This is a genomic window from Candidatus Benthicola sp. (assembly GCF_058719085.1).
Window position 1 is genome coordinate 47,130 of sequence record NZ_JBZQEK010000028.1, and the last position, 16,322, is coordinate 63,451.

The window sequence follows — 16,322 nt, forward strand, 5'->3', positions numbered from 1 at the left end:
GCGGTTCGCTTCCAAATGGCTCAGAAGAGCTGTCCGAATCTGAAGTGCAACTGCCAGCCCGGATCCGGCCGTCCCAGAATGTCGCGTCGGTCGAAACCGTACGCATAGTCCAGGCCGATCGGGCCGAACGGCGTTACCAGGCTTACCCCTACTCCGGCCCCCACCAGGAGGTCCGTGGGATTGAATTGGGACGCCGTGGCCCAGAGGTTCCCGGCGTCCACGAATGTACTCGCGAATATATTGTCCGTCAGCTTGAGACCGAGCGATGCCGACGTCACGAAATAGGCCTGGCCTACCCGGGCAAGGCTGTTGACGAGGGGATCGTCCCTGGGTATATGGCCGTTCGGAGTCACCGTGGCCTCTTCGTAACCCCTCAGGCGCTGCCCGACCTGCGTGCCGCCCACATAATACCGCTCCACGTAGAACGGATTGTCCCCGAAGATCAATCCGGCCTTGAAGTTCAGGCCTGCCACGACCTCGATCGGGACCTTGCCCGGCCCACCGCCAAACTGCGCGACACGCGAGAACCAGTCACTGTCGAAGATCCACGTGTTGTAGTCACCGTCTCCTCCCAGCCAACCGCCCGTCTTTCGGAACGCGATCTGGTTGCGGTTCCCTCCGGTCGGAAACAGGCCGCCCTCCCGGGTGTCCCGTACGATGCGGGCCGATATGGTGCTCCGGGTTCCCTGCGTGATCAGTCCCTGCGCGCTCGGCCCGAGCCCGAACGCATCCAGGTCGCTCACGTCCTCCTCGAACAGAGAGTACCCGACGTAGAGCCTCATGGATCGGACGCGGAACCGAAACAGCGGAAATCCGAACTCGACGAACCCACCGGTCCTTCGCCGGGTCCCGAGGTTGAACGTCTGAAATCGGTCGCGCGAACTCTGCAACCCGATGGTGCCGCTGTACTGGGTTCCGAGCAGCTCCGGGTCCGTGTAGCTGACTTCGATGTCCTGGGTGCGTGCGCCGAAGAGCCAGCGGAAATGCCCGATCTTGGCCTGACCGAACAGGTTCGGCTGATCGTAGCCGATGAAGCCGGCCAGTCCGGTGGCCGCGGCGGCCGACATGCCGAAGTTGACGTTTCCGGTCTGCTTCTCCTTGACCCGGTACACGATGTCGATGTCCCCATCCTCACGGGGGTTGATCTCGATCGCCTCATCCGGCGGAAGGGTCTCGAAGAAACCCAGGGACTGGATGTTCCGGACGCTCTGGATCAGGCGCTGCTGGGAGTAGATGTCTCCCGGGAGCGTGAGCAGGATCTTCCGGATGACCCGATCGTGGGTATAGTCGTTGCCCACGATGGATACGGTGCGGATATAGGCCGGATTGCCCTCGATGATTTGCAGAGTAACGTCGACGGTGGGCTTCGCACCGGCCGAATCCGGCGGGTGTCGGACCACGTCAGGGATCACCCTCGCCTGCAGGTACCCCGCATCGCGGTAGAGATTGCCGATGTCCAGGGCCGCCTGTTCGAAAGCGGTCTGGTCGAAGGGGGGGAGGTCTCCGGCCGCCAGGCGCTCCGGGTCCAGCTTTCCATCGCTTGCCGGCGGATAGTACTCGTTCAGCTGTGAGGCCGGGAAACGGCGGTTTCCATCGATCTGAAAGGAGCGGACCAGATACTGGGCGCCCTCCCGGACGCGGATCTGTATGATCCCCTTTCCCGTCAGGGTATCCACCACGATGGTATCACCCAGCACCTCGAGGTCGATGTATCCCAGCTCCCCGTAAACGGCGGGGATGTTCTCCGTCAGATCCAGCCGGTACTCCTCCCGGCGTAGTTCCCCGGGCGAGAACCAGAAGAAGCCTTCCTCCGCCGTCGTCATCGCGGCGCGGACTTCCGGGTCCGTCAGCGCCTCGTTCCCCACGATCTCGACCCGGGCGAGCGCCAGCCGGGGACCCTCGTTCACCTGAAAAGTGACCTCGAGCTGATCCAGTCCGCTCGGATCCGGGGCGAGCGTCGTATCCACTTCGGCCTGAGGAAATCCCTCCTGCCCGAGCAACTTGCGGATCATGGTGCGAGCCCGGACGATCTTGGCGGGGTCGAGAGCCGCGCCCCCGATCAGGCCCACGGTGTCGACGACCGTGCCCTGATCGGCGTGCTGCATTCCCTCGAAACGATACGAGCCCACCAGGGGCCGCTCTACCACCTCGATGTAGAAGATCGCTGGCGTATACGGTGTGACCCGGACCCGGACGTCGGAAAACTCGCCCGTAGCGAAGAGCCTCTGGATGGCGGCCTGGATGATCGGGCCGTTCACCGTTTCGCCGACGCGGATCTCCGCGATGCGCTGAATGCCCTCGGCGGAATACCGTGACTGGCCCCGGACCACGATGCTGTCCACGGTGACGGAGAGCGGCTCCTCCTGCCCCAACAAAGGAGCGACCCTCGCCGTGTGCAGGGCGGCGAGGGCCACGAGCCCGACTGCGATTCGACTGTATCTCACTTGGCGGATGTATGCGATGCCGCTTTGAATTCCAGGCTCTCCGAGTCCTTTGCCCGCTCGACCATGATCTCGTCTCCGGGCGCGAACTCGGCCATCAGGATCTTCTCCGAGAGCGCGTCCTCGATGTACCGTTGTATCGTCCGCTTCAACGGCCGCGCTCCAAACTTGGTATCATATCCGCGCTCGACCAGGAATTCCACGGCCTCCCCGGATAGCGTCAACGTGAGCTCTTCTTCCGCGAGTCGCTTCTGCACATCGCGGATCATGATGTGCACGATCTCGCCGATCTGTTCGCGGGTCAGCGGGTGGAAGACGATGACCTCATCGAGTCGGTTGAGGAACTCCGGCGTGAAGGTACGGTTGACCTCGTCCTTGACCTTTTCCGCCATGCGATCGTACTGGACCTCCGATTCACCCGTGTCGAATCCCAGATTCGAAGTCGAGGCGATTTCCCGCGCCCCCACGTTCGAGGTCATGATGAGGACCGTGTTCTTGAAGTCGATCACGCGACCGTAGTTGTCCGTGAGCCGCCCCTCGTCCAGAACCTGGAGCAGGATGTTGAAGACGTCCGGGTGTGCCTTCTCGATCTCATCCAGAAGCACCACGGCGTACGGTCGCCTCCGCACGGCCTTGGTCAGCGCGCCGCTGTCCTCGTACCCCACGTAGCCGGGAGGGGCCCCGATCAGTCGGCTGACGGAAAACTTCTCCATGTACTCGGACATGTCGACCCGTATCAACGCCTGCTCGTCGGCGAACAGGAAGCGGGCGAGCTGTCGGGCCAACTCCGTCTTGCCGACCCCGGTCGGTCCGCAGAACACGAAGGACCCGATCGGGCGGTCCGGATCCTTGAGACCGGCCCGAGTGCGCCGGATCGCCCGGCTGATCGCCTCGATCGCCTCGTGCTGGCCGACGACGCTCTCGTGCAGTTCCTCCTCCATCCGGAGAAGGCGCTGGGTCTCCTCCTCCCTCAGGCGGCTGACCGGGATTCCCGTCCACCGGGAGACGATGAAGGCAATTTCCTCCTCGGTGACCACGGGGCGCATCTCGCGTTGCTGTTTCTCCCACTCCTCCCGAGTGCGCCGGATCTCGGACAGGAGCTCTTTCTCCCGGTCCCTGAGCATGGCCGCCCGCTCGAAGTCCTGGTCCCGGATCGCTTCGTCCTTGCGGCCGGCCAGCTCTTCCATCTCCTCCTGGAGCTTCTGCACTTCCGGGGGCGGAACCTGCGCGCCGAGCCGCGAGCGGGCCCCGGCCTCGTCGATCACATCGATCGCCTTGTCGGGAAGGAAGCGGTCCGTGATGTAGCGGTCGGCCAGCTTCGCAGCCGCTTCAAGCGAACTGTCGGGAACCGTGACGTTGTGATGGTCCTCGTAGTGCTTTCGAAGCCCCTTGAGGATCTCGAAGGTCTCTTCCACCGAGGGGGCCTCGACGATCACGGTCTGGAAGCGCCGCTCGAGCGCGCCGTCCTTCTCGATGTGCTTCCTGTACTCGTTGAGCGTCGAAGCGCCGACACACTGCAGCTCGCCACGCGCGAGTGCCGGCTTCAGCATGTTGGACGCGTCGATTGCACCCTCGGCCGCCCCGGCGCCGACCAGCGTGTGCAGCTCATCGATGAAGAGAATGACGCCCTCGTTCTGCGAGATCTCGTTCACGATGGCCTTGAGGCGCTCTTCGAACTGGCCGCGGTACTTCGTTCCCGCGATGACGGCGGCCATGTCGAGTGCGAGAACCCTGTGGTCCTTGAGGCTGTCCGGCACGTCCCCGCGATCGATCTTCTGGGCGAGACCCTCGACGATCGCCGTCTTTCCGACACCGGGCTCTCCGATCAGGACCGGATTGTTCTTCTTCCGGCGCGACAGCACTTCCATGACCCGTTCGATTTCGGCCTGGCGGCCGATCGTCGGGTCGAGCACCCCTTCGTGAGCCAGCTCCGTCAGGTCCCGGCAGAAGTGGTCCAGAGCGGGCGTCTTCGACTTCGAGTCGCCACGGGTGGACGGGCCCGGCGCCGCCGCGCCCGGCTCGGCGGCGGGCGACTCGGTGCCGAGGAGCTTTAGCATCTCGGCCCTCGCTTCGTCCAGGCCGATCCCGAGTTCCCCGAGAACCTTGGCCGCCAGTCCCTTCTCCTCTCGCAGCAAGCCGAGGAGCAGGTGCTCGGTTCCCACGTAGCTGTGGTTCAGCTCGCGGGCTTCGGCCATGGCGTACTCCAGCACCTTCTTGGCCCGCGTCGTATACGGCAGTTCGCCGATCGAGGCCGATGCCTTCCCGGGCCGGACGTTCTCTTCCACCAGCCTCAGAAGCTCGTCCAGATCCGCAGCGAGGTTGCGCAGCACTTCGGCCGCGACCCCGTCTCCCTCGCGGATCAAGCCCAGGAGAATATGCTCCGTACCCACGTAGTCGTGCTGGAGGCGCACGGCTTCCTCGCGCGCCATCGCAAGCACTTTTCTCACCCGATCGGTGAAGTTGTAATTCATCAACCCCCCGAGGGCGGTCCATCGACCGCCGTCGTGTCACTGGATCCGTCTGCGGAGGCCTCGGCGGCCGGCCGCTCGTCGCTCGCTAGCTTATCCCTGACGAAGGTCGCGCGACAGACATCCGCGTCCGATTCGCTCAACGACGCGCCCGCCGCACGCTCGAGATGTGCGATCTGCCCACGGACAAGCATCTCGTTGAGCGTCTCTACCCTCGGTGATTTCAATAGTTTCAGAGACGCGCCGAGCCGGACGCCCGACAGCAGGTTCATCATTTCCTCGAGGCCCAGACTGCGTGCGTTGCGGAGGATTCCGTAGGCTCGCCAGACTTTGTCTTCGAGGACGGAAGGGGCCTCGCGGAGGAGCACGGTGCGGGCGCTCCTCTCGTACTCGATGACCTTTCCAGCCACACGTTCCAGGTGGTCGATGAGGTCGTCTTCCGTCTTTCCGAGGGTCGTCTGGTTGGAGATCTGGAAGCAGTTTCCGACCACCTCCGATCCCTCGCCGTACAGTCCGCGGTACGTCAGCCCCACCTGGGAGATCCCCTCCAGCACCCTGGAGATCTCCTTCGTGAGAACGAGGCCGGGGATGTGCAACAGGACTGACGCCCGAAGTCCCGTGCCTACGTTGGTCGGACACGCGGTCAGGAAGCCGAACTGATGGTGGTAGGCATAGGGAACCAGGCTGCCGATCTCTTCGTCGAGACGATCGACCCGGCGCCACGCCGACCGGAGCTCGAGCCCTCCGAGGAGCGATTGGAGGCGGAGATGGTCCTCCTCGTTCACCATCAGGCCGCTCGAAGCGTCGGAGGCCAGCATCAGTGCTGCCGCCCCGCCGCCCGATCGGTCATCCATCAGGTCCCGGCTGGCGAGCCTCCTCTCGATCAGGATCTGACGATCCATCGGATCCAGGGATCCCACGTTCCAGCCGTATCCTCCGTCCAGTGCCTCCAGTCGGTCCGCTGCGACGCGCACCCGATCGAGTACTTCCTGCCTCTCTTCGGGCCCCGCTCTGCCGGGAAACGGAAATCCCTGGAGGTTGCGAGCGACCCGGACCCTGGAGGAGAGGACGATCTCCGCCTCATCTCCTCCGTGGACCCAATCGAGTCCCAGATCAGCGATCGGAGCTTCGACCGTGATCACTCCTTGAGCTCCAGCTCGTGGATGCGATCCCTGAGGTCGGCAGCAGTCTCGAAGTCTTCGGCCTCGATCGCCCGACGCATGCGTCGCTTCATGGACGAGATGCGCCCCAAGCGATCCGAGATATCCGAGGTCTCACTGAGGTAGAGTTTTCCGGCATGTTGCGCCGATCCGTGGATGCGTCTCAGAAGGCCTCGCAGCTGGGCCTCGAAGTGCACGTAACACTGGGAGCAGCCCACCCGTCCGGTCTTGCGGAAATCGGCCGTGGAGGTGCCGCAGAAGGGGCAGGGCTCGCTGACGGCGGGCGCCGGGGTCGCCGGGCCGGCGGCCCCGAGCTGGGCCAGGAAGTCCACGAGAGGCGGGTGACTGTCCGAGGTCGTGTCCCCCGCCTCCGTCGGAAAGCCACGGCGCGCGGCACACGCCGGACACAGGTGGAGCGACTTCATCTCGTCGGCCTCCACCGCGGTCAGATGAACCTCGGCCTCACTGTTTTCGCAGTCATCGCACCGCATGGCTCGTTCAGTCCCCCGGTCCTCGCTCGTGCTCACCCTCAGCCATAACCTCCAGCAACCCCCCGGTGAGCCGCAAGATCCGATCCGTGCGTGCCGCCAGCGCCTGGTTGTGTGTGACGACCACCATGGCCGTACCGTGATCCTTCACGAGATCGAAGAGGACGTCGTGGAGGACCTCGCTCGTCTCCAGGTCCAGGTTCCCCGAGGGTTCATCCGCCAGGAGCAGCGGGGGCTCGTTCACGAGCGCTCGTGCGGCGGCCACGCGCTGCTGCTCTCCGCCCGACAGCTTGGCGGGAACGTGCCCGGCCCGGTCGGCCAGTCCGACCTGGTCCAGGAGCTCGAGGGCCCTGGAGCGAGCAGCCGGGCGGGGGGTGCCGGCGATGAGCTGAGGCATCATCACGTTCTCGAGCGCGGTGAAATCCCTCAACAAATGATGGAACTGGAACACGAAGCCGACGAAGCGATTTCGAATGCGGGCCAGTTCCATGTCATCCAGATTGGCGAGATCCCGACCTCCGAGGTGCACCGTTCCGGTGGTGGGAAGATCAAGTCCGCCGAGAATGTGGAGGAGAGTCGACTTGCCCGATCCGCTCGGACCGACGATCGCCACGGTCTCTCCCCTGTCCAGGTCGAGGTCGACGCCTCGCAGCACGCGGATCAAACGGCCGTCCGCACCGTCGAAATCCCGCTCCACCGAGGTGGCTCGAACCGCGGAAACATCGGTGGTGCTCGCTCCGGGGAGGCTATTCATGACGAATGGCCTCTACCGGCGTGTACTCGGCGGCGCGTCGTGCCGGGTAGATCGTGGCGATGAAGGCGATGGACAGAGAGGCTGCCACGATGAGGCCGACGTCGAGGAGGTTGGTGTCGACGGGCAGATGGTCGATGAAGTAGACGTCCCCCGGCAGCTCGATGAACTGGTAACGGTCCAGCAGCCACGAGAGCGAAAGACCAAGGGCCGTGCCCACGGTGGTGCCGACCAGTCCGATCACGACACCTTGAAGGACGAAGACCTTCGTGATGCCGGAAGCGGTCAGACCCATGGCTCGCATGATCCCGATCTCCCGAACCTTGTCGGTCACGACCATGATCAGGGTCGAGACGATATTGAACGAGGCGACCAGCACGATGAGCAGAAGGATGATCCCCATCGCGAACTTCTCGAGCTTCAGAGCCGAGAAGAGGCTCGCGTTCTGGCGCTGCCAGTCATCCACCGAGTAGGGGAAGCCGAGCGAATCCCGGAGGCGGGCCGCGACCTCGGCGCTGTGCCACGGGTCACGGACGTTGAACTCGACTCCCGTCACGGCCCGTCCCATCCTGAGCAGCGTCTGAGCCGATTCGAGCTCCACGTAGGCGAACTTGGTGTCGTACTGGTACAGCCCCGTCTCGAAGATGCCGGTGACCTCGTACAGGCGCATCTGCGGCTGGATCCCGGTCGGGGTGAGCTCTGCTCCCTGGAAGGAAACCACCGTCACCGTCTTGCCGGGATACAGGTTGAGCCGATCGGCCAGCGTGCTGCCGAGCACGATCCCGGGCCGTCCGGACTCCGTCTCGCCGAAGGGCATGGCGCCCGACGTGAGGTGTTCGTCCACCTCGGTGATCGAGAGCGAGACCGAGTCGTTCGCCACGCCCCGGAGGACGGCCCCTTCGGAATAGCTGCCTCCCGGGACGTTCAGGCCTACCTCGGTGTATATGAACGGGGCCGCGCCGACGACGTCCTCGTCCTCGGTTACCCGGCGGAGCACGGACTCCCAGCTCTCCATGCGGACGGACTCGCCGATCTCCAGAACCATCCCGTGCGCGTTCGCGCCGAGGATCTTCTCCCTCAGATCCGTCTGAAGTCCCGACATCACGCCGATCACGACGATGAGGGCCATGACTCCGACCGAGACGCCTCCGATCGCGATGAGCGTGATGAGCGACAGGAATCCCCTGCCCCGGCGGCTGGACAGATAGCGCCTCGCGATGAACCAGTGCAGAGCCCGGTCCGATCTCGCCGTCGGTCCCCCGTCAGTCCGCTTCATCATTCCTCAGGATCGGATACAGGATCACTTCCCGGATGGTCGGTCGATTCGTGAGCAGCATCACGAGGCGGTCGATGCCCAGCCCGAGACCGCCGGTCGGCGGGAGGCCGTACTCCAGCGCTCGGACGTAGTCTTCATCGATTCCCTGGGCCTCCTCGTCGCCCGCGGCTCGGTCCGCGGCCTGCGCGGCGAACCGCTCCCACTGGTCGATCGGATCGTTGAGCTCGCTGAACGCGTTCACCAGTTCGGTCCCCGCCACGATGACCTCGAACCTCTCGGCGAGCTCGGGGTCACCTCGCTTCGGCTTCGCGAGCGGGCTCATCTCGATCGGATAGTCGTAGACGATCGTCGGGTTCACGAGCTCCGGCTCCACCCACTCCGAGAAGACCACGTCGAGCAGCTTCGTGCGCGACAGATCACCCGCGTCGTCCCGCCCGGAGGAGGCCACTCGTCGCCTGAGCTCGTCGGTATCCGCCGAACGTGCGTCGAACCCGGCGAAGTTCTCGATCGCCTCGAAGAAGGGCACCCGGGTCCAGGGCCGGGACAGGTCTACCTGGTGGCCGTCGTAGCTGACCTGGAGCGTCCCGATGGCCTCGTGTGCGGCGTGGGTGATCAGCTCCTCGGCCGTATCCATCATCGTTTGATAGTCGGCGTAGGCCCGGTAGAGCTCGAGCATGGTGAACTCGGGGTTGTGCGTGCGGTCGAGGCCCTCGTTTCGGAAGTTCTTGGAGATCTCGTACACCCGGTCGAGCTGGCCCACGATGAGTCTCTTGAGATAGAGCTCGTCCGCGATCCGGAGGTACAACGTGCGATCGAGGCTGTTGTGGTGCGTCGTGAAGGGTCGCGCGAACGCGCCTCCGTAGAGCGGTTGCAGGATCGGGGTTTCCACCTCCAGGTAGCCCTCCGAGTCCAGTCGAAGCCGCAGCGCCGAGATCACCCGGGCACGGGTGGCGAACACCGAGCGCACGTCGGGGTTCACGGCGAGGTCCGCGTAGCGCTGACGATACCGGCTCTCCACGTCGGCAAAACCGCTGTGAACGACGGTGTCGCCATCCTCGGTCACCTCCACCTTGCCCTGAGGCAGAGGGCGCATGGACTTGGCCAGCAGCTCGAGCGATCGCGCGCGCACCGTGATCTCACCGGTGCGGGTCCTGAAGAGCTCGCCATGAACCCCGACCCAGTCCCCCAGATCGAGAAGGTGCGAGACCTCGCGGTCGATCTCCGAGAGCTCGTCCCGCTTGAGATAGACCTGCAGGCGACCATCCCGATCGGCGATGTGGCCGAAGGCGCTCTTTCCCATGTCCCGCAGAGATTCCAGGCGGCCGGCCACCTTGACCTCGACCGGTTCGTCCCCGTCCTTGAAGCTCGCCAGCGCGTCGGAGAGATCGGCCGAGGGCGCGAAGGAATAGGCGTACGGAGCCACTCCGAGCTCCCGCAGCTTCTTCAGCTTCCCGAAACGGTCCCGAACCGGCTTCGGACGCTCCGGAGCGCTGTACCACTCCCCGATGGGGAGGCCGTCCCGCAGGCCGCTGGTGTCGTCCGAAGGCATGCTCAACTGGCTCCCTTCAGGCGGAGGAAGGCCTCGATGAAGCGGTGAATGTCTCCATCGAGCACACCGTCGGCGTTTCCGGCCTCGGTGTCCGTCCGGTGGTCCTTGACCATGGTGTAAGGCTGGAGGACGTACGACCGGATCTGATTCCCCCATGCGATGTCCGTCTTGGAATCCTCCAGGGCCTGACGCTCGGCCTCCTTCTCCTCCATGGCCCGCTGGTAGAGCGCCGCCTGGAGCATCTTCATCGCCTTCGCGCGGTTCTTGTGTTGACTTCTCTCCTGCTGACAGGAGACGACGATGCCGGTCGGTTCGTGGGTGATCCGCACGGCGGAATCCGTCTTGTTCACGTGCTGCCCGCCTGCACCCGAGGCCCGGTAGGTGTCGATCCTGAGGTCGGATTCGTCGATCTCGATCTCGACGTCGTCATCCACGACCGGATACACGAACACGGAAGCGAAGGAGGTATGACGCCGGCCCTGCGCGTCGAAGGGCGAAATCCGCACCAGTCGGTGCACACCGGTCTCGGCGCCCAGGTATCCGAACGCGTGATCCCCCGTGATCTCCAGAGTGGCGGACTTGATGCCCGCTTCCTCTCCCGGCTGCAGCTCGAGCACCTCGACCTTGTAGCCCCTCCGCTCTGCATATCGGGCATACATGCGGAGCAGCATCTCCGCCCAGTCCTGGGACTCCGTGCCACCGGCACCCGGATGTACCGTGAGGATGGCCGATCGGTGGGCATCGGGCCCGCGGAGCATGTTTCGGACCTCCAGGTCGGCCAGCTCCTCGTCGACCGCCTCCGACTCGCGCTCCAGCTCCGCGGCCAGATCCTCGTCCTCGGCTTCCGCCAGCAGGAGGATCAGCTGTTCCAGGTCCTCGAGCCGGTCGGCCAGGTCAGCCCACGGTTCGCTCCACGCCTTGATGGCGTTGGCTCGATCTATGACCTCCCTCGCGGCGTCCGGGTGATCCCAGAAACCGGGTTGAGCCATCTTATCCTCGAGCTCGGCGAGCACGCCCTCCCTCGCGTCGAGGTCAAAGAAACCTCCTCAAGTCGTCGAGACGCTCTCGCAGTCCCTCGATTCTCTCGACCTTCGTGTCGGATACGGCCATGTCCGCTCTCCTGCCCGTTGCTCCGGGACGTCGATCCCTTGACTCCGTGCGTCAAGACGGGGTTCCCGCTCCGGCGGAAGACCCCGTCGCGGCGAGTGTAATGGCGGGAATACCCGGGGTCAAGCAGATCGGCCGACCTGTACGAGGTCGATGGAGCGGCTTTCCGCGTCGACTCTCACGACCTGCACTTCGATGCGGTCTCCGAGGCGGTATCTGCGTCGGGTGCGGCGCCCGGTCACCGCATGTGACTCCTCGTCGTACCGGTAGTAGTCGTCGTCGAGCGAGCTGAGTCGAATCAGCCCCTCGACGAGCACACGGTCCAGGGAGACGAAGAGCCCGAATCCGGTCACACCACTGATCGTGCCCTCGAACACATCACCCAGGTGGCGTTCCATATACCGAATGGTCTTCACCTCGACGGATTCGCGTTCCGCCTCCTGGGCCCTCTTCTCCATCTCGGAAGAATGCCGCGCGACGTCCTTGGAATCGCGAGTCGCCCCGCCGGCTCCCGTTTTCATCCATCGGACGAGCTCCCGGTGTACGGTCAGATCCGGATATCGACGGATCGGTGAGGTGAAGTGCACGTACGCGTCCGAGGCGAGCCCGAAGTGTCCCACGTTGTCCACCGAATAGCGTGCTCGCTTCATGGCGCGGAGCGTGACGGAGGAGATCAGGTATTCGTAGTCCTTTCCCCGTGCCTGTGTCACCAGGTCGGCCAGGTCGTGCGGTCGAACGTCGCCCGCGGGCAGAGAAAGGCCGAAGAGACCGCCGAGCTCGCGCAGGTTCTGTATCCGATCCGGGTCCGGGGGCTCGTGGATGCGGAAGATCAGGGGCAGGCCCTGCTCGATTCCGATGCCCGCAACGGTCTCGTTGGCCAGGATCATGAGGTCCTCGATGATCCGATGGGCCTCGAGTCGTTCTCGGGGTCGGATCTCCAGGGGCTCCCCTTCGGTGTCGAGCACGACTCGAGCTTCCGGGATGGCGAAGTCGATGGCCCCGGCTGCCAGGCGGGAACGGCGGACCTTGCGGGCGACTTCGGCCACATTTTGGAGCGCGTCCGTAAGGAGCGGGTCCTCGACGTCGCTCCCGCTCGCCTCGAGCAGGGTCTGGGCCTGCTGGTAGGAGAGCGCGTGGCGGCTCCGTATGATGCCACGGACAACGTGTCGGTCTGTCAGTTCGAGCTTTTCATCGAACTCGAGAACCACCGAAAGAGTCAGTCGATCTTCGCCGGGTACGAGGGAGCAGAGCTCTGCGGACAGGGGCTCTGGCAGCATGGGAAGGACGCGATCCACCAGGTACACGCTCGTGCCTCGGTCCCGGGCCTCGCGATCGATGGTGCTCCCGTCCTTCACATACCAGCTGACATCGGCGATGTGTACGCCGATCCGGAACTTCCCCTCTCGTCGCTCGAACGACAGCGCATCATCGTGATCCCGAGCGTCCTCCGGATCGATGGTGAAGCTGATCACTTCACGGAAGTCCACCCTTCCCTCGAGGTCCTCGGGCCGGACACCCCGTCTACCGATCCTCTCTGCCTCGTCGGTGACCGCGGACGGAAACTCCGTCGGCAGCTGGTGCCCGAGGACGATGGCCAGAACATCGAGCCCCGGGTCCCCTGGCCGACCGAGTACGGAGTGAACCGCCCCCACCGGTCGCACCTCCTCGCCACCCCAATCCTCGATGATCACGAGAACGAGGTCTCCCTCGCCGGCGCCGGAGCGACGGTCGGGGGGAACGAACACCTCGGCCCGAAGCGGAGGCTCCTGAGGAATTACGAGCCCGAAGCCCTTGCGCTGATGGTAGATGCCGACCACCTGAGTCCAGGCGCGCTCGAGAACCCGAACGAGTCGACCCTCTGGATTGCGCCCCGGCCGATGCCGCTCCACACGGACCGCGACCCGATCTCCATCCACGGCCGACCCGAGGTGCCTTCCGGGCACGAAGACATCATCCGCGCCCGCCGTGTCGGGAATCACGAACCCGTCTCCCGACCGGGTCATGTCCACCACCCCCGTGATGATCTGGAGACTGGCAGGGAGCGCCCAGCGTCCCTTCCTCTTTCGAAACAGCTCCCCGTCGCGCTCCATCTCCCGGAGGCGCCGCCGGAAGGCGCGATAGGAGTGCGGGTCGACCTTCAGATGACGGGAGAGCTCTCGGGCCGTAAGAGGTCCCCGGGAGCTCTCTTCGAGGGCCCGGACGATGGCTTCACGATCGGGAATCGAGGACATGTCTACTGCACGGCGTCAGAAGGCGAATGCGAGGGAAAGCTGGAAGGGAGAATCGGAGTCGAAGCTCGAGAAATCGTTGAAGGCCCGGCCGATATCGACGACCAGTCGATCGTAACGAAGGCCGACGCCGAGAGCCGCACCCTGTCGGCCCGCGGCGGTCCATGCGTATCCCCCCCTGACATACAGGATACCCCGAAGAGAAGCCTCGGCGCCGAGGTACCCGTCGAGATCGTCGAACTCCGTCACGGTCTGCTGAAGGTCACCCTGCACGACCACGCTGAACCGATCTTCGTGGGGGAAGAAGGCCCGCGTGGCATCGAGAGAGGCCCCGAACCTCAACCGGGAGGGCATGGGGTCGCTCGTGCTGGCGCCCGCGATCCGAATGCCCGGTCCCAGATTTCGGAGCAGCAACCCGACCGAGAGCCCGCGAACCGCCCGCACGCGGGCCACGGCCCCCAGGTCGATGGCGAAACCGAGGCTGCGGCCATCGAAGGAATCACACTCGCCCGAGCAGCCGGTCGAGAGTCGGACAAGCTTCGAGTTCAGCCCGACCTGGATCTCCGGGGACAGCGCATAGCCGCCGGTCAGGATCAGGGCATCGTCGTCCAGCGCCAGAGTCCCGAGATCCTCGTTCAATTCGCTCCTGGCCTCCACCGAGCCCAGGTCGAAGTGGTAGTAGGTCAGCCCGATTCGCAGCTCCTGCCAGCGTCCCAGAAACCCGAGTACCTGACTGGCGGTTCCGAAGTCGTTCGACAGGTGAAAGAAGGCCGTGGAACGCTGCACGCCGGCCGTCGACGCGGGATTCCACAAAACCCCTTCGACGTCCGAGGAGGAAGCCGTGACCGCGCCTGCCAGACCCACGGCTCGTGCGCCCACTGGAGCGAGTAGAAAACGAGCCGTCTCACGGGTGGAAGACTGGTCTCGGAGGACGGTGCCGGATGGATCCTGAGCGAGGGCGGGATGGAAGAACGTGACGACGAGAAACGTCAGAGCGAGACTACAGCGCCTCAGCTTCATCGATCAACATGACGGGAATGTCGTCTTCGATCCGATAGCGCAGCCGGCAACTGTGACAGGTCAGTGTCTGCTCCTTCTCGTGGTACTCGAGCTCGCCCTTGCACTTCGGGCACACGAGGATTGCCAGCAATCCAGGGTCGACGGCCATCACTCTCCTCGGGCCGGGGGAAGATCGTATCCGAACAGCTTAAGTTGGCCCCGACTTCGTCGCCAGTTGGGCTTCACCTTCACCTTGAGGTCCAGGTAGACGCGCCGCTCCAGCAGGCTCTCGATCTTTCGGCGGGAGGAGGAGCCGATGCTCCGTATCATCCTTCCGCCCTTCCCGATCACCATGCCCTTCTGTGAGTCGCGCTCCACGTGAATCAGCGCCGCGATATAGACCGGATCCTCCGCCTCGCGGAACGACTCCACCTCCACGGCCGTCGCGTAGGGAAGCTCCTCCTGCAGCTCCTCGAAGCAGGTTTCACGAATCAGCTCCGCCGCGAAGAACCGAAGAGGTGCCGTCGCGATCTGATCCACCGGATAGAAAGGCGGGTGAGGAGGCAGGAGAGAGAGGATTCGAGAGCGGAGGTCATCGACGCCTGCGCCGGTGACCGCCTGAGTCGGGACGATCTCGGTCCATGCATCCCCAACCTCCAGGGAGGAACGCAGCGTGGCGAGCTCGGGACCGTTGATGCGATCCGCCTTATTGAGACACAGAACCGTCGGGACACCGGCGGGTGGGTGGAAGGCAACGGCATGCGACACGCTCGGCGGCCAGCCGACATCCACGACGTACACGAGCACGTCGGCATCGGTCGTGGCCCGGCCGATCTCCGCCTGCATCGCCTCATGCAAGGGATAGCGAGGCTCGAGGAGCCCGGGCGTGTCGACGAACACCGCCTGGTGCCCGTCGTCCGAGTAGATACCGAGAAGACGCTGACGGGTGGTCTGGGCCTTGTGCGTCACGATGCTGAGGCGCTGGCCGATCAGGCCGTTCAGCAGCGTGGATTTTCCCACGTTGGGAAGTCCGACAATGGCGCAGATCCCGGCACGGAATTCCGCGCTCCCGGGGAACGTCGACGCATCACTCATTCGTATAAGCTGAAGCCGGTTCCGCCGCCCCACAACCTCGGCAACGTCGGTCTATGATCCGGGGGGTGACGGTGGCCGCCGGCGAGCCGCGCGGCTTGCCGCCTGCTCGCGGAGTTCTTTCTGAATCTCCCTGTATTCCGGGACCTGGTCCTCGGTCAGGATGGCCTCGATCAGGAGGTCGGTTTCGCGCCTCAGTTCCATGAGCTGGGAGCGCAGGCCCTGCATCGCGTCCGGTCCGTCCTCTCGCGCCCGATCCAACAGGTATCGGGTCTCATCGGCCTGGATGTCGAGGAGGGTGCGCAGGTCGGAAGCCTGCTCCGCCGACAGGTCGAGTCTCTCGCCGTACACCGCCATGATGCTGTCCAGGGGAATCGGCTGCGGGCCGGGTGCCCGGCGCTGCGCCAGCAGCTCGGTCGGAAGCTGAGTCAGGGCCAGACCCACGATGACGACGAAGGGCAAGCTTCGAAACAAGGTTCTTCTCCGGTCATCGGTGCCAAAGACGAAGGATCCCTCACGCTCGCAAAATTGGACCCTCCGCGGGGCACAGCCATTCCACGGCCTGTAGGAACGTGGAAGGCCCCACGACGCGGTTGGTGCGTGTGGGGCCTTCGTGTGTAGAGCCGGCGGTGACCTACTCTCCCACGGCCTGAGGCTGCAGTACCATCGGCGCTGAGGGGCTTAACTGCTGGGTTCGGGATGGGACCAGGTGTATCCCCCTCGCGAGAACCACCGGCACTTGTCGCTGCCGCCGAGAATGGCC

General features: G+C 64.7%; 13 protein-coding genes and 1 rRNA gene. All 14 read right to left on the bottom strand.

All coding sequences use genetic code 11. The features are described 5' to 3' along the window. Nucleotides 1-20: 20 nt before the first annotated feature. Complete coding sequence (gene bamA / locus AC36XV_RS02445) at nt 21-2,444, bottom strand: outer membrane protein assembly factor BamA (RefSeq protein WP_492202083.1); 2,424 nt, start codon at nt 2,442-2,444, stop codon at nt 21-23. After that, nucleotides 2,441-4,912 (bottom strand): ATP-dependent Clp protease ATP-binding subunit, encoded by a 2,472-nt coding sequence (locus AC36XV_RS02450; RefSeq protein WP_492202084.1) that lies wholly within the window; start codon nt 4,910-4,912, stop codon nt 2,441-2,443. The genes bamA and AC36XV_RS02450 overlap by 4 nt, the downstream gene beginning before the upstream one ends. Continuing rightward, the gene (locus tag AC36XV_RS02455; protein WP_492202085.1) at nt 4,912-6,051 is read right to left on the bottom strand and encodes an ATP--guanido phosphotransferase; all 1,140 of its coding nucleotides are present in this window, start codon (nt 6,049-6,051) and stop codon (nt 4,912-4,914) included. The genes AC36XV_RS02450 and AC36XV_RS02455 overlap by 1 nt, the downstream gene beginning before the upstream one ends. Further along, nucleotides 6,048-6,494, bottom strand: coding sequence for a UvrB/UvrC motif-containing protein (locus tag AC36XV_RS02460; protein ID WP_492202086.1), 447 nt, complete (start codon nt 6,492-6,494; stop codon nt 6,048-6,050). The genes AC36XV_RS02455 and AC36XV_RS02460 overlap by 4 nt, the downstream gene beginning before the upstream one ends. 73 nt (nt 6,495-6,567) lie before the next feature. Then, complete coding sequence (locus AC36XV_RS02465; protein WP_492202087.1) at nt 6,568-7,311, bottom strand: ABC transporter ATP-binding protein; 744 nt, start codon at nt 7,309-7,311, stop codon at nt 6,568-6,570. Next, complete coding sequence (locus tag AC36XV_RS02470) at nt 7,304-8,587, bottom strand: FtsX-like permease family protein (RefSeq protein WP_492202088.1); 1,284 nt, start codon at nt 8,585-8,587, stop codon at nt 7,304-7,306. The genes AC36XV_RS02465 and AC36XV_RS02470 overlap by 8 nt, the downstream gene beginning before the upstream one ends. Continuing rightward, nucleotides 8,571-10,133: a lysine--tRNA ligase gene (gene lysS, locus AC36XV_RS02475; protein WP_492202089.1), complete on the bottom strand. Its 1,563-nt coding sequence runs from the start codon at nt 10,131-10,133 to the stop codon at nt 8,571-8,573. Before lysS ends, AC36XV_RS02470 begins: the two co-directional genes overlap by 17 nt. 2 nt (nt 10,134-10,135) lie before the next feature. Beyond that, nucleotides 10,136-11,243 (bottom strand): peptide chain release factor 2 gene (prfB, locus tag AC36XV_RS02480; RefSeq protein ID WP_492202090.1). Its coding sequence is split into 2 segments (ribosomal slippage): nt 10,136-11,176 and nt 11,178-11,243, totalling 1,107 coding nucleotides; the frame shifts between segments, so codons are not numbered across the junction. A 119-nt stretch (nt 11,244-11,362) separates the two neighbouring features. Next, nucleotides 11,363-13,471, bottom strand: a complete 2,109-nt coding sequence (gene rnr / locus AC36XV_RS02485; protein ID WP_492202091.1) for a ribonuclease R — start codon at nt 13,469-13,471, stop codon at nt 11,363-11,365. A gap of 15 nt (nt 13,472-13,486) precedes the next feature. Beyond that, nucleotides 13,487-14,488: a PorV/PorQ family protein gene (locus tag AC36XV_RS02490; protein WP_492202092.1), complete on the bottom strand. Its 1,002-nt coding sequence runs from the start codon at nt 14,486-14,488 to the stop codon at nt 13,487-13,489. Continuing rightward, nucleotides 14,469-14,636 (bottom strand): Trm112 family protein, encoded by a 168-nt coding sequence (locus AC36XV_RS02495; RefSeq protein ID WP_492202093.1) that lies wholly within the window; start codon nt 14,634-14,636, stop codon nt 14,469-14,471. Before AC36XV_RS02495 ends, AC36XV_RS02490 begins: the two co-directional genes overlap by 20 nt. Next, nucleotides 14,636-15,562, bottom strand: coding sequence for a GTPase Era (gene era, locus AC36XV_RS02500; protein WP_492202094.1), 927 nt, complete (start codon nt 15,560-15,562; stop codon nt 14,636-14,638). Before era ends, AC36XV_RS02495 begins: the two co-directional genes overlap by 1 nt. A 51-nt stretch (nt 15,563-15,613) precedes the next feature. Continuing rightward, nucleotides 15,614-16,033, bottom strand: coding sequence for a hypothetical protein (locus AC36XV_RS02505; protein WP_492202095.1), 420 nt, complete (start codon nt 16,031-16,033; stop codon nt 15,614-15,616). A gap of 147 nt (nt 16,034-16,180) precedes the next feature. Further along, nucleotides 16,181-16,296 (bottom strand): 5S ribosomal RNA (gene rrf / locus AC36XV_RS02510). Between the last annotated feature and the right edge of the window lie 26 nt (nt 16,297-16,322).

Coding starts and splice junctions, on each gene's coding strand:
- AC36XV_RS02450 (WP_492202084.1), bottom strand. CDS start 4,912: ATGAATTACAACTTCACCGATCGGGTGAGAAAAGTGCTTGCGATGGCG.
- AC36XV_RS02460 (WP_492202086.1), bottom strand. CDS start 6,494: ATGAAGTCGCTCCACCTGTGTCCGGCGTGTGCCGCGCGCCGTGGCTTT.
- AC36XV_RS02465 (WP_492202087.1), bottom strand. CDS start 7,311: ATGAATAGCCTCCCCGGAGCGAGCACCACCGATGTTTCCGCGGTTCGA.
- AC36XV_RS02470 (WP_492202088.1), bottom strand. CDS start 8,587: ATGATGAAGCGGACTGACGGGGGACCGACGGCGAGATCGGACCGGGCT.
- lysS (WP_492202089.1), bottom strand. CDS start 10,133: ATGCCTTCGGACGACACCAGCGGCCTGCGGGACGGCCTCCCCATCGGG.
- rnr (WP_492202091.1), bottom strand. CDS start 13,471: ATGTCCTCGATTCCCGATCGTGAAGCCATCGTCCGGGCCCTCGAAGAG.
- AC36XV_RS02490 (WP_492202092.1), bottom strand. CDS start 14,488: ATGAAGCTGAGGCGCTGTAGTCTCGCTCTGACGTTTCTCGTCGTCACG.
- AC36XV_RS02495 (WP_492202093.1), bottom strand. CDS start 14,636: ATGGCCGTCGACCCTGGATTGCTGGCAATCCTCGTGTGCCCGAAGTGC.
- era (WP_492202094.1), bottom strand. CDS start 15,562: ATGAGTGATGCGTCGACGTTCCCCGGGAGCGCGGAATTCCGTGCCGGG.